Here is a 19,772-nt window from a genome sequence, read left to right as displayed (position 1 = left end):
AGCCCTTTTTAGATTAGAAAGGAGGATTTTCAATGCTTATTGAACTTACAGCCCTGCATTGGATATATGTGGTCTTTATAATATTAATTATTGGCTTTATGGTCATGAGAAGGGACACAACCATTGTGTGTATTGTCGGGATATTCTTAATTGCCTTGACAGCCACCGGCAGTTTAAGCCACTCCGTCAGCAGTATTTTTAACAGTTTTAGCTATGCAATAACCGAACTATTATCTACTATTCTTGTTATTTCGATTATTGTCGCTATGAGCCATACCCTAACGTCCACTGGAATAAATGATGTGATGATTTCACCATTTCGAAAATTAATCCGTAATCCAGGGCTTGCCTATTGGACGATTGGGATCCTAATGATGGTAATTTCCTGGTTTTTTTGGCCATCTCCTGCTGTTGCCCTGCTTGGCGCCGTCCTGCTGCCGGTAGCAATTAGAGCGGGGCTTCCTGCACTTGGGGTCGCCATGGCAATGAATTTGTTCGGGCACGGAATAGCCCTATCAGGTGACTTTGTTATTCAAGCGGCTCCTAAACTTACAGCGGATGCTGCCGGACTTCCCATCCAAGATGTCATAGAAGCCAGCATTCCACTAGTTTTTGTTATGGGGTTAGTAACAACCATTACCGCCTTCTACTTTTTAAGGAGAGATATGAAGCGTGGAACTCTTCAAACAGCTTCATCAGTATTAGAAGATATACCTGATGAAGAAAGGAATAAACCCACTCTCTTATCACTCTCCCAGAGACGTTTCTTCGCAATATTAGTACCAGTTCTATTTGCAGCGGATGTAGCTGCTATGTCCGTCCTCAATTTAACCGGTGGAGATGCTACAGCCCTAATTGGTGGAACCTCCATCCTTATCCTTCTTCTCATTACCATTATGAGTCACAAGAACGAAGGCCTAGAAAAAACAACTCAATATTTAATTGAGGGTTTTCAATTTGGGTTTAAAGTGTTTGGTCCAGTTATTCCAATTGCAGCATTCTTTTATTTAGGTGACAGCGGTTTCACAACTATTATTGGAGATTATTTACCGAAAGCTTCCCAAGGAATTGTGAACGATTTGGGGATTGCCCTTGCCAACATTGTTCCTCTTAGTAAGGTGGTAGGTGCTGTGACACTCACAACCGTTGGGGCAATTACCGGTTTAGATGGTTCAGGCTTCTCAGGCATTTCGCTCGCTGGATCGATTGCCAGTTTGTTTGCTGCAGCCATTGGAAAAGGTGCCGCAACACTAACTGCCCTTGGACAAATCGCCGCCATTTGGGTGGGCGGTGGAACCTTGGTACCATGGGCCTTAATTCCTGCAGCAGCAATTTGTAAGGTCGATCCGTTTGAATTAGCCAGACGAAACCTACTCCCAGTATTAATAGGACTGGTTGTAACTACGATTGTTGCTATGTTTTTAATATAAAAACAAAAGCGCAAGCGCCTTGAACAGCCCCGACAAGCATAAGACGCTCAGGGAAAGAAGGAGTTCTTTGCCTTCATTCCCTGAGTGGCTGTAGACCATCGAGGGGCTAGGCGCTGGAGCTGGACGTCGACAGTCCTTTTATTAACAGTTATCCACAAGCGAAAATTTTATAATTTCCTAAACGAAAATAAAGGCCGGCATTAGCTCGGCCTCTTCTTCCTATATTGATGTTTAAAATATTTGTATAAAAATATCCAAATTGCAGCCCAAATAAAGCCAAAGGCATAACCTCCAAGCACATCGGAAGGATAATGGACCTGCAGAATGATCCGACTTGCTCCAATCAGAAGCACTAATAAGGAAGCTAGAATAGCAACCAGCCATTTGACAGTTTTCGATTGGATTTCCTCAATTAATAAATAAGCAACTGTAAAGTAAAGCACCATACTAACCATCGCATGGCCGCTAGGAAAACTGTAGCTTTTAACCTCAACAAGGTGCTCTAAATCAGGTCTAGGACGAACAAACCAATCTTTTAATACCTTATAAGCTTCATTTGCTAAAGCCAGCGATAAAGCAAGCATTGCTGCCCCAGGATAGTTCCGTTTTTTTAGCAATAACCACACTAACATGATCAATGCTATAAGGCCAATTCCTTTTTTATCTCCCATTTCCGTCACCTGAATAAAAAATGGATCTGCACTATTGGGTACGTGTGAAAACAAATCTCCGACATAAGTATCCATCCAAAAAGCACTGTGTAAAGACACTTTAATAGAGGTAAATAAAGTACTTAAAATAGCTATTATAAGAAAAACAAACGATTTCTTTTTCAAAATTATTCCCCCAACCCCTTGAATCTCCTTGTTTACATACTTTTAAAAGTATAAAAAATCAATATAAAAATCTATATAATAGTATTAAAAGTGTTAAAATTGTTTGAAAATACATTCTTTAACTTTAACCATAAGGGGGATTACATATGTTAAACAACCTATTCACTAAATTAGAAGGTTACTACGATGAAATGGTCTCCATCCGCCGCTACCTTCATCAGCATCCGGAATTATCTTTTCAGGAATATAACACTGCTAGGTTTATTCAAGACTATTATGAGAAACTGAATATAGAAGTAAAGGGACAAGTCGGCGGCAATGGTGTAGTGGCAAAGGTTTATGGTAAAAAACCGGGTAAGACGGTGGCATTACGAGCAGATTTTGACGCATTACCGATTCAAGATGAAAAAGATGTACCCTACAAATCATTAGTACCCGGCGTCATGCACGCTTGTGGACATGACGGCCATACCGCTACACTGCTTATTCTTGCAAAAACATTAAATGAACTTAGAGATGAGTTAGAAGGGAACTATGTATTTATTCATCAACACGCCGAAGAATATGCACCAGGCGGCGCTGCATCCATGATTGAAGCCGGCTGTTTAGAAGGAGTGGATGTCATTTTTGGGACACACCTATGGGCAAGTGAACAGACAGGTACCATTCAATTCCGAACAGGGCCGATGATGGCTGCAGCCGATCGTTTTGAAATAGAAATCCAAGGGAAAGGCGGGCATGGAGCACAGCCTCATAAAACTCGAGATGCCATTGTGACAGCTTCACAGCTTGTCGTGAATCTGCAGCAAATCGTCAGCCGCAAAGTTAGTCCGGTTAATGCAGCAGTGGTTACGGTAGCTTCATTTATTGCTGAAAATGCCTTTAATGTGATTGCTGACAAAGCAAAGCTGACAGGGACAGTTCGGACATTTAATGAAGAAGTCAGACAGTTTATTGAGGAGGAAATGGAAAGAATCATCCATGGTACATGTTATGCATCAGACAGTTCCTATCAGTTTGACTACTTTAGAGGTTATCCGCCTGTGGTTAATCATGAGAAGGAAACGGGGATTCTCATCCGTTGTGCTCAGTTTGTTCCAGAAGTTAAAAACATTGTGGAAACAGAACAGGAAATGGGTGGAGAAGATTTTGCCTATTATTTAGAAAAAGTTCCGGGAACTTTCTTTTTTACTGGAGCAAAACCAATCAGGGAAGAAGATGGGTACCCTCATCACCATCCAAAATTTGATATTGATGAAAAAGCCATGTTAATAGCTGCTAAAACATTAGGTTCAGTGGCACTGAATGTCCAAAGCGAATAAACATCTTAGAGCCCCTTACTTTATTGTTCAGGGGCTTTTTGCAGCAACCTTAATCGATAAGCATTCATCGCAGTTTCACCTAAAATTTTTAGAAGATTATTATTAGCATAGGCACCCACGAACGCCCCAATCCCCGGCACAAGCTGAAAAAGCTTGGCGAGATCAATATAATCCCTGTATTCCTGCTGAAACTTGCGCCAATCCATTTCGATGAGTTCTATTTTTCTATGTTCCCAATGTTCAATTTCTGATAAAGTGTTTTTTCGAATTTCATCACTTGAAAAAGCTAATTGAAACACATGGAGAATAAATAATCTCTCTTCATACTTTTTTGTATCAAAACCATAGATTGCGGCAGCTTCAAACAAAAATTTCATTTTAATCGTTAGGAGTAACGGAAAGTCGGCAAGTCCCAGCAAAATTCCTCCTGCCCCTGTTCCTGCTCCTTCAACGATGGCCGTCTTTTGGTAGACGGAAATCTTTTTTTGAACTAATTCATCTCTTTCAGCGAGGGATAAAGGATTAGCCTGCACTTTACTAGTGGTGAGCTGCGACCCAAATAAGGTTGCCTTAACCATTGCCTTAATGCTTTCTGTCATCATTTCATGGACCTTTTCTGGAATCCATTCATTTATTTTCACTTGGGCTTTCTTGGATAACCGATTCATCATTCCTGACCGTCTGATCAATCTTCGTTTCCATTCTTCCACTTCTTCATAAACTTTTACCTCATACTCGTTCAATTGGACCAACTCCTCTCACTTTATATTATGAATCTATACGAGCGAACCGCCCAATAGTTCCAAAAAAAAATCCCCTAAAAAAGGGGAATACTCAGATTATTTTTTCAAACGACCTTTACTGTAAAAATAAACAAATAAATAGCTAAACACCAGACCGGCTCCTAAAACAAGCAGTGAATAGAACCATTCTCCCTTAATCAAAATTAATAACGCAAAAATACAGGATTGCACCACTAATATTATCATTAATAGGAAATGAAATGACACTGTCTTGTCTCTCTGTGAGACCGGATATAAATCCACCCAAAGCTTATTTTGATGGTGATTCCATAATGGCAGCAATTGAAATCCGGTTAAGTATACGAATAAAATGGTAAGCACAAGTTGTCCGATTCCGAATGAGATAAAATAGATAGCAAGTGAGCCAATCACGGTCAGCCGAACAAACAATCCCAGATAATCGGATGAACGTAAAAATGTCCTAGCGAACAAATAAAGGTACGTTTTTTCTTGCAAAAATGGAATTTTGCCAATGAACAAATCGAGGTATTTCCTTCTTTTAACCGTATCTTTTAATTTTGGAACATCTGTAAATAAATTGGCCAGTCGATAAAAAGAGGCCATCCTCTTTTCTTCAGCATCAATTAATAAATCCCATTTTAACCCCATCTTTGTTGTCCTAATGTGAAAGGAGTAATAATAAAAGATCATGATTATCCCGATTACAATGAGGATAAAGAGATTTGCCTGTTTAAACATGAGATAAGTAAATACGGTATTAATCAAATAACGGACTAGGAAATCCCAGCGGTGTACAGATGTTTCTACGTAAAATTGAATTTTCCAGTTTGCAGCTAGATTCCAAGCTTTTATCAAAAGCAAAACGAGCAAAAACGGGATAAACGAGCCGAATCCATTTTCGCTAACATGCGCATAGATAGGCATTAAGACAGCTAGAACTAATAAAAGGATATACCCTTGAAACACTAAACTTGCAAATCCTGAACGAAGGAAATACCCTTTTAATTTCTCCTCTAAAGGAAGTAAAAACACCTTGTCCGCCTCAAGTAAAAAATTATAAACCGGGCTATATGTAACAATTATTCCAATAAGAATCGCTATTACCAACGCAGCTGGAAAATTGGGCGAAAGAGTCTTAATCCATTCTTGGTAATAAAATGCGGCGGTTCCAATTAAAAATAATAAGACAATCACAATATGACCATTGAAAATATAACGTAAATATCTTCCTAAGTCCTTCATGCGACCGCCGGCACGGTCCCTCCAAAGCTTATTTTCATTAAACATAATTTTCTTCCTTTGTCAATTGAATATACAAATCATCTAAAGATGCTGTTGGCATCATAAATTGTTCCCTTAATTCAGAAAGTGTTCCTTTAGCCCGGATTTTCCCTTCATGTAGTATAACAAAACGATCACAATACTTCTCTGCTGTTGCAAGAATATGGGTTGACATTAAAATTCCTGCACCGTTATCTTTCATCCTCTTCATTAAATCAAGTAGTGATTGAATCCCAAGAGGATCGAGCCCAACAAATGGTTCATCCACTATATACAGGGATGGCTGAACCAAGAAGGCACACATAATCATTACCTTTTGTTTCATCCCTTTTGAGAAATGGGCTGGAAACCAATTTAAGCGTTTTTCCATCCGAAACTCTGTTAGCAATGGGGCAATTCTCTCTTTGAAGGTAGATTCATCTAAACCATATGCCATCGCGGTTAACCTTAAGTGCTCATCTAAGGTAAGTTCCTCATATAAAACCGGTGTCTCGGGAACAAACGTAAATAAACGGCGATAAGCTTCTTTATTTTCCATAAAGGACTGACCATTAATTTTAATGGAACCTTTATGAGGCTCCATTAGCCCGATAATATGTTTAATTGTAGTACTTTTTCCTGCCCCATTTAGCCCGATAAGACCGACAATTTCCTTTTCTTTTACGTCAAAGGAAACATCCTTTAATACAGGATTTCTTGTATATCCACCGACTAGATGATCAATCGTTAATAAAGCCATTATAAAACGTCCTTCCGTTTCAAGTTTATCGCGATTAGAAAGAATTCTCTATGTAATGATGAATTCAAAAACCGTAAATCCATTAATTTTAATTTTAACAAATAACACCCGTAAAAAATAGAAAATCAATTTTTCTTAAACTTATTGTATAAAACTTCAGCAAACGGACATCATAGTATTCGAAGGGGAAATAACTTATTCCGATGAAGTGATTCATCAAAATTTGAGATGAGGTGTCTGCTAAAGACAATTTCCTTTCAAACAAGTGAGCTTCCTATTCGTTTCAGATAAGGGGATGGTTGTTTTGTACAATGTGCATTTTAACCATTTAGAGTTCAAGTAACACCACTGTTTATCTTAAAAAAATAAGCAAATGAGGTGTTTACCGCAGATCACAACCCGTTTTTAAAGGTTAGGTAACCAATAAAAACAAATAGGGGATGGTCAGCTTGAACAATGATGTATCTTTATAAAAAAACACTCTATGAAAAATGAGGTGTTTATCAAAGAACATTCCTAAATGAACGCAGATTTGAAGCATTCCCCTTCGGGAAGACAGGATTCCACGCGGATCCTGTCTTTTTCTTTTTAGGTTAATCATGGTAAAATAATACAAACATTTTAAAAGGGGCTGTATGTTATGAGTGATTGTATTTTTTGTAAAATTATAAAGGGAGAAATTCCGGCTGCAAAAGTTTTTGAGAATGAACATGTTTTAGCATTTTTAGATATCAGTCAAGTAACAAAAGGTCATACCCTTGTTATTCCGAAAATACATAAAGAAAACTTATATGAGTTAACACCCGAAATTGCCAGGAACCTATATGAAGTAGTACCTTCTATTGCCAATGCGTTAAAAAAGGAATTTGAACCTATTGGGTTAAACTCCGTTAATAATAATGGTGAACATGCAGGACAATCCGTCTTTCACTTCCATTTGCATTTGATCCCGCGCTATGGAAAAGGTGATGGCTTCGGCGCTGTCTGGAAAAACAATCAAAGTGATTATACTCCACAAGTGTTACAGGACATGGCTGCAAAGATTCAAAAACAACTATAGTTTATTTAACAAGGGTTAAACATAAATTTTCTGAAAATTAATTCTTTAAAAATATTATCGTAATATGGTATAATGAGTTTAAGTTTTTCGCTGTAGGCAATGAGTGCACTGCAGGAGAAACTAATAGCTTAGGATAGCAGAGGAGAGATGAGAAATGAATACAAAGAATCTTGTTGTTTTAGCACTTTTAGCGGGGATTGGGGTCGTGTTGCACACTGTAATGCCAGCTTTCCTTAGTATTAAGCCGGATATGATGCTAGCTATGATGTTTTTAGGAATTATCCTTATTCCAGAAATAAAAAGTGTCATGCTGCTTGCAATTGTAACTGGTGTATTGTCTGGCATCACAACTAGTTTTCCTGGTGGTACAATTCCGAATATCATTGATAAGCCAATCACAGCTTTAGTCTTTTTCGGTTTATTTTTAGCCTTAAACAAATATCGAAAATCGATTATTAGTGTGGGGGTTTTAACCGCCATCGGTACATTGGTATCAGGAAGCGTATTTTTAGGTGCAGCCTTCTTTATAGCTGGCTTACCTGCCCCATTTACAGCGTTATTTGTAGCAGCTGTATTACCTGCAACTGTTCTAAATACGGTCGTTATGGTTATTTTGTATCCAGTAGCTCAATCGATTGTTAAGAGAACTAAATTAACATCAGCTTCCGTGATTCAAAAGTAACCCACGGGATTTTTTAAGAAAAGAACCCCATGGGGTTCTTTTCTTAAATTACTTCTATGAAAAATACGAGAGCATCAGCGCAACCAATAGACAAATACAGGCAAAGCCGGCTAGACCGGCAGCCCTTTTCTTTATTACTTGTTTAGGTGGATAGACACCTGGTCTTTTTAATTCAACTAAATATTTAAGTGTGCCAAAGAGCATGATTACACTTAAAATTAAAAAAGTCAAAGCTGCAGTCTTCATCCCTTTGTTCCCCCTACTTTGAATCATTTTCGAACAATAGTTGTAACTATTTATATGATACATCGTTCATTCCTATGAAGGACTTGTGTAAGGGAAAACGTAAAGGGAGTACTATATTAAAAACTACTACAAATGCTTTTAAAAGTTGCCTTTTTGGAGGAAGTAAGAAAAATGAAAGTTAAACCTTTTCTATACGGATTTTTGACCGGAGGGCTTGCTGCTGGTATTAGTATTTTACTAACCACACCAAATTCAGGCAAAGTAACCAGGGTTAAAATGAAAAGAAACAGCCAGGTTGCTCTAAATCAATTACAGGTCCTCAAGCATAATTTATTGGACTTAAAAAGCTCTGCTTTACATGCAACAAAAGAAGGCAGGACAAAAATTTCAACATTTTTAACAGATGTTAAGATTGCTCTTGCACTCTGGGAAGAAGAAGTGCGTCCTCAGCAACAAAAAATTCAAAAAGAAATTATTGAGATGAAAGAAACCATTCAAGAATTAGATGAAAAACTTTTAGATAATAGTAAATAGTCAAATTAAACCTTCCGAAATTGTCTTTTAAGTAGATATTACACAAAAAACATAAAAAACAAGATAAAAATTGTGTGATTTCTAAAAATTTTGTGAATTTATACTTTATTAATTTTTATTTTATTGGCATAATGAAAATAGAGAAATTAAAAGTAGGTGAAAATGGGGATGACTGAGAAACAATATTCGTTAAAGGAAGCGATGATATTTAGTCAGCGAATAACACAATTAAGCAAAGCGCTATGGAAATCAATTGAAAAAGATTGGCAGCAATGGATTAAACCCTATGATTTAAATATTAATGAACACCATATTCTCTGGATCGCTTACCATTTGAATGGAGCTTCCATCTCAGACGTTGCAAAATTTGGGGTCATGCATGTCTCAACAGCTTTTAATTTTTCGAAAAAGTTAGAAGAACGAGGATTGCTGAAATTTTCAAAAAAGGAAAATGACAAGCGAAATACGTATATTCAACTGACAGATAAAGGCGAAGAGATTCTGCTTCAATCAATGGAAACCTATCAGCCAAAAGGAAATGCTGCTTTTTCAGGGGCGTTACCCCTTCGAGAACTATATGGAAAATTTCCGGATATTATTGAAATGATGGCCATTGTCCGCAATATTTATGGCGAAGATTTCATGGAAATCTTTGAACGGTCTTTCCATAATATCGAAAGTGAGTTTGTTGAAGAAAATGGCACACTGAAGAAGGCCAAAAAAACGGAACAAGAACTAGTTTAAATTGGCCTGTCTTATAGGTACTTTTGTATCTCCTCAAAAAGAGGCTCGAACAATTTTTGCTTCAAACAGGCCCTTACGACCTCTTCAATTTTCAAATTAGCTGGTAACGTAGCAGATAATTGTTTAAAAAGCGGATGGAAATGAACGAAGCCTTCCGCTTTTTGTTCTGCCAATTTCATGTTCAATTTATCACACAAATAATAGAACTTGTTGGCTTCCTGCTCCGAGATCCCGTTTTCAATAATTAACCGATAAAAATCATAATTGGGATTGTCTAGCAATTTTATTAATAACCTCTGATGAAATTCAAGAAGATTAATCCGTTGTAAAAGAATATCCTGTTCATTCATATTAACACCTCTTTTTAATACCTTACTTTACCTATGTTCATTATTCACCTTTTAAAGAGATGGGTAAACCTTTTTTTACGATAATCAAAAAAAAATTGCAAATATTTAGACTCTATAACATTCTAGAAAACTTCCATTCTTTTTTACTATCTTTTTCTTATGTTTTTTGATATTGTATATAGAAAAGCGGAAGCTTTCCTTATAAAGCTATACCAGTTAGATTTCAAAAAATATATCGCTGAAAAATCATAAGTAAACCATCTGGGAGGGAATCATCGATGATCTCCATTTTTATTGTCTTCGCTATATTTATTTTATTCTATGTAAATAAAATGACCAATTCCCTTTGTATCCAAAAGGAAATACCGGAAGAGAACCAGCATAAGGTATTCCGTACCATTAATGTTCTCATTACCATTTTATTGATTTCATCATACTTAGAAATCCTATATACATAATCCATAAATAAAATTTGGGGATATGTAATAAGAGTAAAAAAAGCGAAGCGATGAGGTAATTCTCATCGCTTTTTATTTTTATTATTTTTTCTTAGTAAATCCAAGAAGCTCCAATGATAATCAATAAGATGAAAAGGACTACAACTAATGCAAATCCTCCACCGTAACCTGCTCCACCAGACATAATTTAACCTCCCCTCATTGTCATTTTGTTACATTAATAAACCCAAGAAGCCCCAACAATAATCAATAGGATGAAAAGGACTACAATTAGAGCGAATCCTCCGCCATATCCTGCACTCATCATAAAACCTCCTTTTTCATTTGCTAAGATATACTATTCATAAAGGTTTAATTTCGTTTAGGCACTTAGCTTATTTTTTCTGGAAAAGTCCAAGTAGCTTCTTTTGTTTGAAATTTCGCTAAACGCTTACTAATATTTTTGCAGCAGTACCCATTTATGTTATAGTAATCATTGTGGACAAACCTTTTCACAGAATTTAACTATTTAGGAGAGATTTCAGCATGAAAAAATGGATATTAGCCCTTACAATGGCTGGCAGTGTACTTGCATTAGGTGCATGTAATCAAACTAGTTCTGAAAAAGTGGCAGAAAGTAAGGCTGGGAATGTTACTCAAGAGGAACTATACAATACAATGAAGGCCAGATACGGTGAGCAAGCCCTTCAACAACTTGTATATGAAAAGGTGCTATCTAAAAAGTACAAAGTAACGGATGCAGAGTTAAATGCGAAGGTGAAAGATTTAAAAGAGCAGCTTGGTACAAATTTTGATGCTACTCTTGCCCAGTATGGTTACAAAAACGAAGCAGATTTGAAGAAAACCATGAAACTTGGAATGTTACAAGAAAAGGCAGCAATGAAAGATGTTAAGGTAACGGATAAAGAATTAAAGGATTATTATGCTTCCTATCAGCCTGATATAAAGGTTCGCCACATCCTTGTTAAAGATGAAAAAACAGCCCTTGACGTTAAGAAACAACTTGATGGCGGCGCAAAATTTGAGGATGTTGCAAAAAAATCTTCAACGGATACGGCTTCTGCTCAAAACGGCGGTGATCTGGGTACCATCAATAATACAAATAAAGACCAGTACGATGCTGATTTCATAAAAGCGGCATATGCTCTTAAAGTAAATGAAATTAGTGCACCAGTAAAAACACAATTTGGTTACCATATCATTCAGGTTACTGAGAAAAAAGAGAAGAAGTCTTATAATGAAATGAAGAAGGATATTGAATATCAGGTAAAATCATCTAAATTAACAAGTGATGATATTAATAAGGCAATGCAGAACGAACTTAAAGCAGCTGACGTAAAAGTAAATGACAAAGACTTAAAAGATGCTCTAAATGCACCGACAACTCCAGCGCAATAATAAACATAGGAAAGCGGAAGACCTATTAAGGGACTTCCGCTTTTTTTACATCGCGCTTTATGTTTTTTCCTTTGCCACTCATTTTATTCACCTGTTGCTTTCAATTCCTCTCGCATTTCTTTCTCACGCTCGAGCCGTTCAATATAAATTTCCCCTTCACGTTCGATACTTTCCATTTCTACTTGCCGTTCTTCCCGCCCCGTTTTAATCGCCATTAGGGCACTAATTACTATTCCTGCCACTACTGCATAAATCCAAATAGGTATCATCAATGTCTCCTGCTCCCTTCGCTACTGTTTGTCCACTTTTAGATTTCTTTTACTACAACATATTTCAGCGACACCTAAAATATTCTTTTTTTCAAAAAAAATAACCCGATTCGGGTTATTTTTGACGTTATTTATGGAAAACCGGCTTATAAAAGGCTCGGTTATCTAATGCAAATATGCGCTCCGTATACTCCCCTGGCTTGACTCTTTCTAAGGCCCGGTCAAGCATGTTCATTTTTGCATCAAGATTATCTATATAATGAAGAATTTCGGCTTCCTTTATTAATGGTGGTTTTGGACTTCCCCACTCAGCTTTACCATGATGGCTTAAAACCAGGTGCTGGAGAATTAATACTTCTTCCCCAGTAATGCTTAGTTCCTCAGCCGCTTTACCAATTTCAGTGATCATAATAGTAATATGTCCAAGTAAATTCCCCTCAATAGTATATGATGTTGAAATAGGACCTGATAATTCCATGACCTTTCCCATATCATGCAAAATAACACCGGCATAGAGTAAATCTTTATCGAGGCTAGGATATAAAGATGCTATCGCTTTAGCCAGGTCCAGCATACTGACGACGTGATAAGCAAGCCCTGAAACGAATTCATGATGATTTTTGGTTGCTGCAGGATATTCCATGAATGCCTTTTGGTGTTTTTTTATTAAATGACGGGTGATTCTCTGGATGTTCGGATTTTTCATTTCAAATATATATTGGGTCAGCTTGCTCATCATTTCTTCCTGACTAACAGGTGCTGTCTCAAGAAAATCATCAAGCCTTACACCATCAGAAGGGCCGGTTTTTCGGATTTGGCGAATTTTCAACTGACTTTTACCGCGGTAGTTTTGAACATCCCCTAATATTTTTACAATGGTCTGTGCTGAATAATTCTTTTCATCATCAGCCCCAGCATCCCAGAGTTTTGCCTCAATTTCCCCACTTTGATCTTGCAGAATTAATGTCAAAAATGGTTTACCATTACTGGCAATCCCTTTTGTCGAACTTTTTATAAGGAGGTATAAATCAACCTGTGCCCCTACATCATACTGTAATACACCCTTGCTCAACCTCTTCACTCTCCCCTCCGATAATTAGAGTATAACATATCCAGCTAGGACTCTATTAAGTAATCTGAACAGTACCTTTTTCCAAACAAAGAATATTTTCCTTTTGGAAATAAGATAATAAATGGTTATGACAAGTGAAAAATAGAATCTGATTATGTTTCAATCTACTAAGAAGTTCAATTACCTTTTGCGTTCTCTTCGCATCAAAATTAACAAAGCTATCATCAATTATAATCGGAAACTGATACTTTTCATAAAGACTCGTAGCCAAGGCCAAACGAATGGATACATATAACTGTTCAGTTGTTGCTTGACTTAATTCATTTGCTTCAAAGACAGTGTGGTCATTCCGTTCAACTAGGAAACCTGTCCCTGACTTTTGCAAATGGATTCTATTGTAACTTCCATCTGTTAAAAAATACAGATACTCCTCTGCCTTGGAAAGCATCCTTGGCAAATGAACGTTTTTATATTTATCAATTGTTTCCTTCAATACCTCTTGCGCCAAACGATAGACAGACCATTCCTTTGCTGCCTCTGCCAGTTCATAGTTCTTTTGTTTAAATTGATGGAGGATGTCAGTGTACATCCCGCCCTCCTCGAGAACTTGAATTTCAAAATTATTGGCAGCCACTTCATCCTGAACCTTCTTTAACTTTTCTTGTAAATCTTTTATTTCAAGATCCCATTGCTTTATTAACTCTGCACTGTCATGTACGGACAAAAATCCTTCTTTATCCTCTCCTGAGAGAATAGAATATTGTAGTTGGTTTTGTAGATGACGACGTCTCTCAAGCAATTCTTCTTGCTTTTTAGCCTTTTCCCCCAAATTATAGAATTGCTGTTCCGAATCTACTTTGGCAGCTAGTAAGAGTTTAGTATGTTCTGTTTGTAAAAGTTCTAGTTCCTGCACTTTTTGATTTAAATCTGCTTTAAGTTCTTCTAGCTTTAGGACTCTCTCTTTGCTCATAATAAGCTTTTCATGTTCTTCTTTGAGTTTGTTTCGTAATAGATAGGCAGAATTGTGTAAATCAAGGCCCTTTTCTTGTAAAAAGCGTGTTTCAAATGATCTTAAGCCCTCCTCTACTAAGGAGAGTTGTTGATTAATTTCTTTTATCCTAAGTACAAACTGATTTTTATCTCGTGTTATGGATTTATACTGTTCAATATACTCGAAAGCCTCGTCTAAAAAACTGTTTGCAATATAACTTGGAATATTTAATTCTTTACTTATGGAAAGAATTTTTTCTTTATTTTGTGCTGCTGCCAATTCCCATTCTTCAAATCTAGAAATGATCTTCTCAAATTGGGATTGCTGCTGCTTAAGCTTCAGTTTTAACAATTGCAGTTCTTGACGCCTTTGATTATCAAGGATTAATTGATTCTCGAGTAATGTAATATCGAGATATTGGGATGATTGAAGTTTTTCTTGCAATATTTTTTCCTTTTCTTTTAGGCCATTAATCGTTTGCCAAATGCTGTCCTCTTTAGTCTGCTTCCCTCCTTTTACCAAAAAGTATACAAGCCCAATGCAACCTAACACGCCAACGGCTAGCAGAAACCATTGCTTTGTAAATAATCCATACAAAAATACTCCGAATAGAATTAATTCAAAGAGAAGTAACTGAAGCTTACGGTCGCTCTTTAACTTGTTTTTGGCTGCTTGATTTCGTTCATGTTCTTGTTGATAGAATTCTATTTTGTCTTGTATCGATTTTATTTCCCATTCTAGGCTTTTTTTATCACTCTTCTGATTTAGCTGCTCCTCGAGTAATAGTCTCTCTTTTTGCGGCAGAATCTTACCCTCAGCACCACGAACCTCTTTTTCTACTTCATCAAGTGCCCTTTTTTCTTCTTGATACTGATTGTCTAATTCGTCCTTCACTTCTTCTAGTTTTTGCTTTTTACGGGTAACCATTTCTACTTGATTTTTCATGTAGATATTTGTATTAATTTTTAGAATTTCATTTTCGGACAAAGGCAAATGAAGTTTTTCTCTTGTTATCGAAAGCTTTTCTTCATAATCTCTGAGTTTCCGTTCAGATTGCTGTTTTTCATTCCTTAATTGCTCCATAATTGGAACTTGGTCAAGCAATGTTAAAATGGAAGGCTCGTTTTTAAGAAACTCAAGATCCGGATTAATACCAGCTAATTCCTCCTGTAAACGTTCTACTCTATTGGCGATACTCGTAATCTCCGCTTTATACGGATGGATCAGCTGATTTATTTTTTCCATTCTTTCAATCCCACGTGCAGGGAAATCGATTGCACCTAACTCGTATAATTCTTTTTCGGTCCAAATTTCTTCCTTTACAACAGATTCAATTCTCTTCCATTCTTTTATTTTATTGATCCTTTCGCCTGTTTTCTGAAGCGTATCATTTATTCGAAGGATCTCTAGCTTCAATGTTTCACTTTTCCGTTGAAGTTCTTCGTATTCGTTATTTTTGGCTGCAGCCTTTTTTAATTGACCCTTTAGTTCATGAAGTTCCTGTAATTTTTCATTCAAAATGGGTTTCTTGCCTGATGGCTTAAAACGAACATCTAATTCTTTTTGTAAAAAGCTTTCCGCTTTGGATAGCTGCTCAGTACCCAAGGTTCCGGCTGAAAATAAAAACTTACCAATCTCTTCCCCCTTCATTTGGTGAATGTTCTGAAGTCCCTGTAAGTTAAAGGAGAAAACGGCTTGGAACAAACTTTTATCAAAGTTTCCCAGCAAATGTTTTAAGAGCTCATCACCGCCGACAGCTCCACTATCCATCATCACCTTTACATCCCCTGCGGCTTTCCCCTTGACACGTTCAATCACAGCGTATCCATGCTCTTCATGATAAATTCTAAGCTTTCCACCGTACTTAGTGCTATGTTTTGGTTCATAGCGCAGCTCGGATGACTGTTTGGTAGGAAAACCAAATAAAATGCCATGAATAAAGGCCATCAAGGTTGTCTTTCCTGCTTCATTCTCGCCATAGAAAACTTGAAAATCTGAAAGAGACTTTATTGTTACATTTTCTAATTGGCCGTATCCATATATGTATATTTCAAGAATTTTCATGCCTCTTCTCCTTTAATTAGGCCTGATAAAGTAATTCAATTAATATTTTCTCTGCTTTTTCAAGCAATTCATCTTTCTCTTCTGTTACTATCTGTGGCAAGTATTTTCTCCCTAATGGATGCTCAAAGAGGGGCGCTAATGCCTGATCAATTTGGTCAAACTGATCGATGGTCTCAAATAGTTCTCCATAGAAATTGGCTTCGGTCTTTATTTTTTCTTTATCGATAGGCAATTTTTCCGTCAATTTCAAGTCCGTCACCCAAACAAAGGATTCTTCTTCAGTTTCATCTTCTAAAAGAAGATCAAGCAATTCATTATCAATGCTTTTTTGTTCCCGGGTATCAGCAAGCTGTGTATTTTTCAACAGAAAGGTTAACAGTGTGCCAGTATGTTCCTTTCTTAGTCCATTAATGGCTGTTTGGCATAAATGAAAGAGATCGTCAAAACTAACTGCGGTCTCTGCATTAACGGTTACTTCCTCCCAAATAATATCGGAGGCCTCAATATAGTCCATTGTTGCATCCAAATCTGTAAAAGAAACATGATAAAATCCTTTACTACCAGACTCTTTTTTATTTCTTCCTTGGATATTGCCGGGATAAATAATGGGCGGGTTCAAAGACAATTCAGCACGTTTATGGATATGTCCAAGCGCCCAATAATCAAAATTTTTCTGGACAAGGTCTTTTACTGTAAATGGAGCGTAATTAGCGTGCTCTGTCCCGGAACTTTCATTTCCATGGAGGATACCGATATGGTAATCTGCGCCATCTTTTTTTTGGTACTCATCTATTTTTCGCTCAAAAACATGTCTTGTTCCATAACTAAAACCGTAAAGATGAACGATTACACCGCTTTTTGTCTGCAGCTCCATTGTTTCAACCTTGCTGCCGAAAACATGAACATTTTCTGGCATGTCAAGGTGAACCCAAGAACCGTTTAAATGGTCATGATTTCCGTGAACGATATAAACAGGGATATTCTCTTCGCTAAGTTTAAACATTTCCTTCCGAAACCGAGCTTGTGCACGTAAACTGCGATCCTCACCATCAAATATATCCCCAGCAATAATGACAAAATCAACTTGCCGCTGAATTGCAGTAACTGTTAGTTTTTTCAATGCAGTAAACGTACTGTCTTTTACTCTAGTGAAGATATTCTCTGGCAAATGCTTAAACCCAACCATCGGACTGTCTAAGTGAAGGTCGGCTGCATGAATAAACGATATTTTTTTCATAAAATATTCCTTTCACTTCCTTTTCTCCATTGTAGCACCTTTACCGCAAAAATGCGAATGCATGTTCTAAAACAAAAGAGTCTTACCAAAATGGTAAAACTCTTTTGTTCTTATTCCTTTTTTGTTAATTGTAATGCCTTTTTAATGTCTTTATAAGAGTTGGATTTTCCATACATTAAGACACCACCCCGGTACACCCGGGCACCAAAAATAGCCAGTATCGTAATGGTTGCTATTAGGATAATTATTCCTAATATTGCCTCCCAGGCCGGGATCGTCAGCATACCTACACGCAAAAACATAATCATCGGTGTGAAGAAAGGAATATAAGATGTTGCAGTTATAAACGGAGCATCAGGCTTACCTAGACCAAACATGGCAATCATAAATCCAGCAACAACTAATAAGGTCATCGGTGTAATCATCTGTTGTACGTCTTCGATCCGGCTGACTAGGGACCCCAAAAAGGCCGCGAGTGTGGCATAAAGAAAATAGCCGAGAATAAAGAAAATAACAGCGTAGAAGATTGTCCCAGCAGGAATTCCTCCAAATCCGTACACACCGAAAAAGCCATCCTTTAATGATTCCATATTTCTCGTAAATGAATAATAACCAACCAACAAGAAAGCGGCCAATTGTGTCAGACTTAATAATCCAATTCCGACTATTTTTGCAAACATTTGTTTAATTGGAGAAACACTTGATATTAATATCTCCATAACACGTGAAGATTTCTCGGTTGCAACTTCCATTGCAATCATGTTGGCATACATAATAACGGCAAAATAGATAACAAATAGTAAGACATAGACTAACCCTCTTGCCTGATTTAATTCCTCTTCCGTCTTTGCATTTTTCTCAAGTGCGATTTTCTTAAAGGAAACGGGGTCATATAGCTTTTGGAGCTGATCTGGCGCCAAATTAATCTGTGAGGCCGCAAGCGTCGTTTTAAGCTGCTGCAGTCCTGTTTGAAGATCAGAATATAGGGAAGAATCGGCGATACTCTTGGCTTTATAGGTAGCTTCAGGTAACTTTTGCTCGTTTACACTCAGTTGAATAACCCCTGCATACTCACCTTTTTTGACCAGTGTTTCTGCTTGTTCTTCACTGCCCTTGAAAAAAGTCAGTTGAATTTCTTTATTAACACTTCTTACTTGCTGCTTATATGGCTCGTAAAGCTGGCCAGATTGATCGATTACGGCAACCCTTTCCTTACCGCCATTTTTATCAAATAAATCTATGATACTATTAATGTTAGTGATCGCTAAAACGATAACTATGGTTAATAGCGTCGTGACAAGAAACGATTTCGTTTTGAGCTTGTTAAGATAGGTATGAAATAAGATAATCCAGAAGCTATTCATAGGAATTACCTACTTTCTCAATAAAAATATCATTCAATGATGGCTCTTCTAGCGCAAACTTGCGAATAAACCCTTTATCAACAATTTCTTTAAGGATTTTTCCTGCAACATCCTCCCCTTCAATTTGCAAGTGAATGCCCTCCATGGTCACTTTAGATTTAACTACCCCAGGGAAACTCTTTAATGAGTCTAAAGAAAAATCGGCATGTATCACTAAATTCTTTTTACCAAATTCACGTTTGATTTCCTTTAAGGAACCACTTACGACCGGACTCCCTTTATGTAAAATGCATAGATGTTCACACATCTCCTCTACATGCTCCATCCGATGACTCGAAAACACAATCGTTGCTCCATTTTCCTTCAAGGTTAAAACGGCTTCTTTTAGCATCTCTACATTAATAGGGTCAAGTCCGCTGAACGGCTCATCTAAGATTATTAATTTAGGTTTATGGACCACCGCGGCAATAAATTGGATTTTCTGCTGGTTTCCTTTCGAAAGCTCTTCAACCTTTTTATTCTCATATTCTAGGATTTTAAAACGCTCTAACCACGATTTTAGTTCAATTAATGCCTCAGTCTTTTGCATTCCTCTTAATCTGGCTAAATAGACAATTTGATCACGTACTTTTAATTTAGGATATAAGCCTCTTTCCTCAGGCAAATAGCCAACCAGATGGCTGGTGGAATAGTCAATTGGTTGATCATCCCAAGTAATACGGCCAGCCGAACTGTCCAGCAGTCCTAATATCATTCGAAATGTCGTCGTTTTACCGGCCCCGTTTGCCCCTAAGAAACCAAACATCTCTTTTTCAGGAATTGTTATCGATAAATCATTAACAGCTGTAAATTGACCAAACTTCTTGGTAACATGTTCAAGTTTGAGTACCATATTACGCACCCCTTTCCTTCTTTAATACGAATATACCAT

Annotated in this window: 22 protein-coding genes; 8 read left to right on the top strand and 14 right to left on the bottom strand. The window is 37.1% G+C overall.

Annotated features, from left to right (window positions below; all coding sequences use genetic code 11):
- Window positions 1-32 precede the first annotated feature (32 nt).
- On the top strand, window positions 33-1,430 hold the full coding sequence (locus AAHB15_RS00620; protein ID WP_335571394.1) for a hypothetical protein: 1,398 nt from the start codon (window positions 33-35) through the stop codon (window positions 1,428-1,430).
- 200 nt (window positions 1,431-1,630) lie between these two features.
- Here the strand turns inward: AAHB15_RS00620 and AAHB15_RS00615 are convergent, their stop codons facing one another.
- Entirely contained in the window at window positions 1,631-2,266 is a 636-nt protein-coding gene (locus AAHB15_RS00615; RefSeq protein WP_342041556.1) for a phosphatase PAP2 family protein, read from the bottom strand.
- Between the two features lie 146 nt (window positions 2,267-2,412).
- Here AAHB15_RS00615 and AAHB15_RS00610 point away from each other — a divergent pair, with 146 nt between their 5' ends.
- Window positions 2,413-3,588, top strand: a complete 1,176-nt coding sequence (locus AAHB15_RS00610) for a M20 family metallopeptidase (protein ID WP_342041555.1) — start codon at window positions 2,413-2,415, stop codon at window positions 3,586-3,588.
- A 20-nt stretch (window positions 3,589-3,608) separates the two neighbouring features.
- Here AAHB15_RS00610 and AAHB15_RS00605 read toward each other — a convergent pair whose 3' ends face one another.
- The 3 genes from AAHB15_RS00605 to AAHB15_RS00595 form a co-directional block, all read right to left on the bottom strand.
- Window positions 3,609-4,331: an EcsC family protein gene (locus AAHB15_RS00605; RefSeq protein ID WP_098529766.1), complete on the bottom strand. Its 723-nt coding sequence runs from the start codon at window positions 4,329-4,331 to the stop codon at window positions 3,609-3,611.
- A gap of 96 nt (window positions 4,332-4,427) precedes the next feature.
- Window positions 4,428-5,639, bottom strand: a complete 1,212-nt coding sequence (locus tag AAHB15_RS00600; protein WP_342041554.1) for an ABC transporter permease — start codon at window positions 5,637-5,639, stop codon at window positions 4,428-4,430.
- On the bottom strand, window positions 5,632-6,372 hold the full coding sequence (locus AAHB15_RS00595; protein WP_144567415.1) for an ABC transporter ATP-binding protein: 741 nt from the start codon (window positions 6,370-6,372) through the stop codon (window positions 5,632-5,634). Before AAHB15_RS00595 ends, AAHB15_RS00600 begins: the two co-directional genes overlap by 8 nt.
- Window positions 6,373-7,012: 640 nt before the next feature.
- Between AAHB15_RS00595 and AAHB15_RS00590 the strand changes: the two genes are divergently transcribed.
- Together AAHB15_RS00590 and AAHB15_RS00585 are read left to right on the top strand one after the other, a co-directional pair.
- Window positions 7,013-7,432 (top strand): HIT family protein, encoded by a 420-nt coding sequence (locus tag AAHB15_RS00590; RefSeq protein WP_098529763.1) that lies wholly within the window; start codon window positions 7,013-7,015, stop codon window positions 7,430-7,432.
- 154 nt (window positions 7,433-7,586) lie between these two features.
- Window positions 7,587-8,114 carry a tryptophan transporter gene (locus tag AAHB15_RS00585; protein WP_342041552.1) on the top strand — a complete coding sequence of 176 codons (528 nt, stop codon included), beginning with the start codon at window positions 7,587-7,589 and terminating at the stop codon, window positions 8,112-8,114.
- Window positions 8,115-8,168: 54 nt separating this feature from the next.
- Here AAHB15_RS00585 and AAHB15_RS00580 read toward each other — a convergent pair whose 3' ends face one another.
- A complete protein-coding gene (locus AAHB15_RS00580; protein ID WP_144567413.1) occupies window positions 8,169-8,360 on the bottom strand; it encodes a hypothetical protein in 192 nt (63 codons plus the stop codon).
- Between the two features lie 171 nt (window positions 8,361-8,531).
- Here AAHB15_RS00580 and AAHB15_RS00575 point away from each other — a divergent pair, with 171 nt between their 5' ends.
- On the top strand, window positions 8,532-8,894 hold the full coding sequence (locus AAHB15_RS00575; protein WP_342041551.1) for a YtxH domain-containing protein: 363 nt from the start codon (window positions 8,532-8,534) through the stop codon (window positions 8,892-8,894).
- 168 nt (window positions 8,895-9,062) lie between these two features.
- Window positions 9,063-9,638, top strand: coding sequence for an HTH-type transcriptional regulator Hpr (locus tag AAHB15_RS00570; RefSeq protein ID WP_098529759.1), 576 nt, complete (start codon window positions 9,063-9,065; stop codon window positions 9,636-9,638).
- A gap of 11 nt (window positions 9,639-9,649) precedes the next feature.
- Here AAHB15_RS00570 and AAHB15_RS00565 read toward each other — a convergent pair whose 3' ends face one another.
- On the bottom strand, window positions 9,650-9,988 hold the full coding sequence (locus AAHB15_RS00565; protein WP_251564153.1) for a DUF1878 family protein: 339 nt from the start codon (window positions 9,986-9,988) through the stop codon (window positions 9,650-9,652).
- Between the two features lie 278 nt (window positions 9,989-10,266).
- Between AAHB15_RS00565 and AAHB15_RS00560 the strand changes: the two genes are divergently transcribed.
- Window positions 10,267-10,446, top strand: a complete 180-nt coding sequence (locus tag AAHB15_RS00560; RefSeq protein ID WP_098529757.1) for a hypothetical protein — start codon at window positions 10,267-10,269, stop codon at window positions 10,444-10,446.
- A 91-nt stretch (window positions 10,447-10,537) separates the two neighbouring features.
- On the opposite strand, the gene AAHB15_RS00555 is transcribed toward AAHB15_RS00560, so the two are convergent.
- Both AAHB15_RS00555 and AAHB15_RS00550 read right to left on the bottom strand, forming a co-directional pair.
- Entirely contained in the window at window positions 10,538-10,630 is a 93-nt protein-coding gene (locus AAHB15_RS00555; protein WP_040204450.1) for a YjcZ family sporulation protein, read from the bottom strand.
- 33 nt (window positions 10,631-10,663) lie between these two features.
- The gene (locus AAHB15_RS00550) at window positions 10,664-10,750 is read right to left on the bottom strand and encodes a YjcZ family sporulation protein (protein WP_098529756.1); all 87 of its coding nucleotides are present in this window, start codon (window positions 10,748-10,750) and stop codon (window positions 10,664-10,666) included.
- Between the two features lie 221 nt (window positions 10,751-10,971).
- Here AAHB15_RS00550 and AAHB15_RS00545 point away from each other — a divergent pair, with 221 nt between their 5' ends.
- A complete protein-coding gene (locus tag AAHB15_RS00545) occupies window positions 10,972-11,844 on the top strand; it encodes a peptidylprolyl isomerase (RefSeq protein WP_342041549.1) in 873 nt (290 codons plus the stop codon).
- Window positions 11,845-11,927: 83 nt separating this feature from the next.
- Here the strand turns inward: AAHB15_RS00545 and AAHB15_RS00540 are convergent, their stop codons facing one another.
- The 6 genes from AAHB15_RS00540 to AAHB15_RS00515 all read right to left on the bottom strand — a co-directional run bounded on the left by AAHB15_RS00540 (window position 11,928) and on the right by AAHB15_RS00515 (window position 19,733).
- A complete protein-coding gene (locus AAHB15_RS00540) occupies window positions 11,928-12,116 on the bottom strand; it encodes a sporulation YhaL family protein (protein ID WP_176541166.1) in 189 nt (62 codons plus the stop codon).
- A gap of 124 nt (window positions 12,117-12,240) precedes the next feature.
- Window positions 12,241-13,185: a 3'-5' exoribonuclease YhaM gene (yhaM, locus tag AAHB15_RS00535; protein WP_098529754.1), complete on the bottom strand. Its 945-nt coding sequence runs from the start codon at window positions 13,183-13,185 to the stop codon at window positions 12,241-12,243.
- A 55-nt stretch (window positions 13,186-13,240) separates the two neighbouring features.
- On the bottom strand, window positions 13,241-16,240 hold the full coding sequence (locus AAHB15_RS00530; RefSeq protein ID WP_342041547.1) for an ATP-binding protein: 3,000 nt from the start codon (window positions 16,238-16,240) through the stop codon (window positions 13,241-13,243).
- A gap of 16 nt (window positions 16,241-16,256) precedes the next feature.
- On the bottom strand, window positions 16,257-17,477 hold the full coding sequence (locus AAHB15_RS00525; RefSeq protein ID WP_342041546.1) for a metallophosphoesterase family protein: 1,221 nt from the start codon (window positions 17,475-17,477) through the stop codon (window positions 16,257-16,259).
- A gap of 110 nt (window positions 17,478-17,587) precedes the next feature.
- Window positions 17,588-18,841: an ABC transporter permease gene (locus AAHB15_RS00520; protein WP_335572685.1), complete on the bottom strand. Its 1,254-nt coding sequence runs from the start codon at window positions 18,839-18,841 to the stop codon at window positions 17,588-17,590.
- Complete coding sequence (locus tag AAHB15_RS00515; RefSeq protein ID WP_335572686.1) at window positions 18,834-19,733, bottom strand: ABC transporter ATP-binding protein; 900 nt, start codon at window positions 19,731-19,733, stop codon at window positions 18,834-18,836. The genes AAHB15_RS00520 and AAHB15_RS00515 overlap by 8 nt, the downstream gene beginning before the upstream one ends.
- Between the last annotated feature and the right edge of the window lie 39 nt (window positions 19,734-19,772).

The organism is Bacillus sp. OTU2372, assembly GCF_038440275.1.
Classification (GTDB): domain Bacteria; phylum Bacillota; class Bacilli; order Bacillales; family Cytobacillaceae; genus Neobacillus; species Neobacillus bataviensis_B.
This window is presented reverse-complemented; position numbering and strand designations above follow the sequence as displayed.

Coding starts and splice junctions, on each gene's coding strand:
- AAHB15_RS00610 (WP_342041555.1), top strand. CDS start 2,413: ATGTTAAACAACCTATTCACTAAATTAGAAGGTTACTACGATGAAATG.
- AAHB15_RS00585 (WP_342041552.1), top strand. CDS start 7,587: ATGAATACAAAGAATCTTGTTGTTTTAGCACTTTTAGCGGGGATTGGG.
- AAHB15_RS00590 (WP_098529763.1), top strand. CDS start 7,013: ATGAGTGATTGTATTTTTTGTAAAATTATAAAGGGAGAAATTCCGGCT.
- AAHB15_RS00520 (WP_335572685.1), bottom strand. CDS start 18,841: ATGAATAGCTTCTGGATTATCTTATTTCATACCTATCTTAACAAGCTC.
- AAHB15_RS00600 (WP_342041554.1), bottom strand. CDS start 5,639: ATGTTTAATGAAAATAAGCTTTGGAGGGACCGTGCCGGCGGTCGCATG.
- AAHB15_RS00525 (WP_342041546.1), bottom strand. CDS start 17,477: ATGAAAAAAATATCGTTTATTCATGCAGCCGACCTTCACTTAGACAGT.
- AAHB15_RS00530 (WP_342041547.1), bottom strand. CDS start 16,240: ATGAAAATTCTTGAAATATACATATATGGATACGGCCAATTAGAAAAT.
- AAHB15_RS00595 (WP_144567415.1), bottom strand. CDS start 6,372: ATGGCTTTATTAACGATTGATCATCTAGTCGGTGGATATACAAGAAAT.
- AAHB15_RS00565 (WP_251564153.1), bottom strand. CDS start 9,988: ATGAATGAACAGGATATTCTTTTACAACGGATTAATCTTCTTGAATTT.
- AAHB15_RS00555 (WP_040204450.1), bottom strand. CDS start 10,630: ATGTCTGGTGGAGCAGGTTACGGTGGAGGATTTGCATTAGTTGTAGTC.
- AAHB15_RS00550 (WP_098529756.1), bottom strand. CDS start 10,750: ATGAGTGCAGGATATGGCGGAGGATTCGCTCTAATTGTAGTCCTTTTC.
- AAHB15_RS00580 (WP_144567413.1), bottom strand. CDS start 8,360: ATGAAGACTGCAGCTTTGACTTTTTTAATTTTAAGTGTAATCATGCTC.
- AAHB15_RS00515 (WP_335572686.1), bottom strand. CDS start 19,733: ATGGTACTCAAACTTGAACATGTTACCAAGAAGTTTGGTCAATTTACA.
- AAHB15_RS00570 (WP_098529759.1), top strand. CDS start 9,063: ATGACTGAGAAACAATATTCGTTAAAGGAAGCGATGATATTTAGTCAG.
- AAHB15_RS00545 (WP_342041549.1), top strand. CDS start 10,972: ATGAAAAAATGGATATTAGCCCTTACAATGGCTGGCAGTGTACTTGCA.
- AAHB15_RS00620 (WP_335571394.1), top strand. CDS start 33: ATGCTTATTGAACTTACAGCCCTGCATTGGATATATGTGGTCTTTATA.
- AAHB15_RS00575 (WP_342041551.1), top strand. CDS start 8,532: ATGAAAGTTAAACCTTTTCTATACGGATTTTTGACCGGAGGGCTTGCT.
- AAHB15_RS00560 (WP_098529757.1), top strand. CDS start 10,267: ATGATCTCCATTTTTATTGTCTTCGCTATATTTATTTTATTCTATGTA.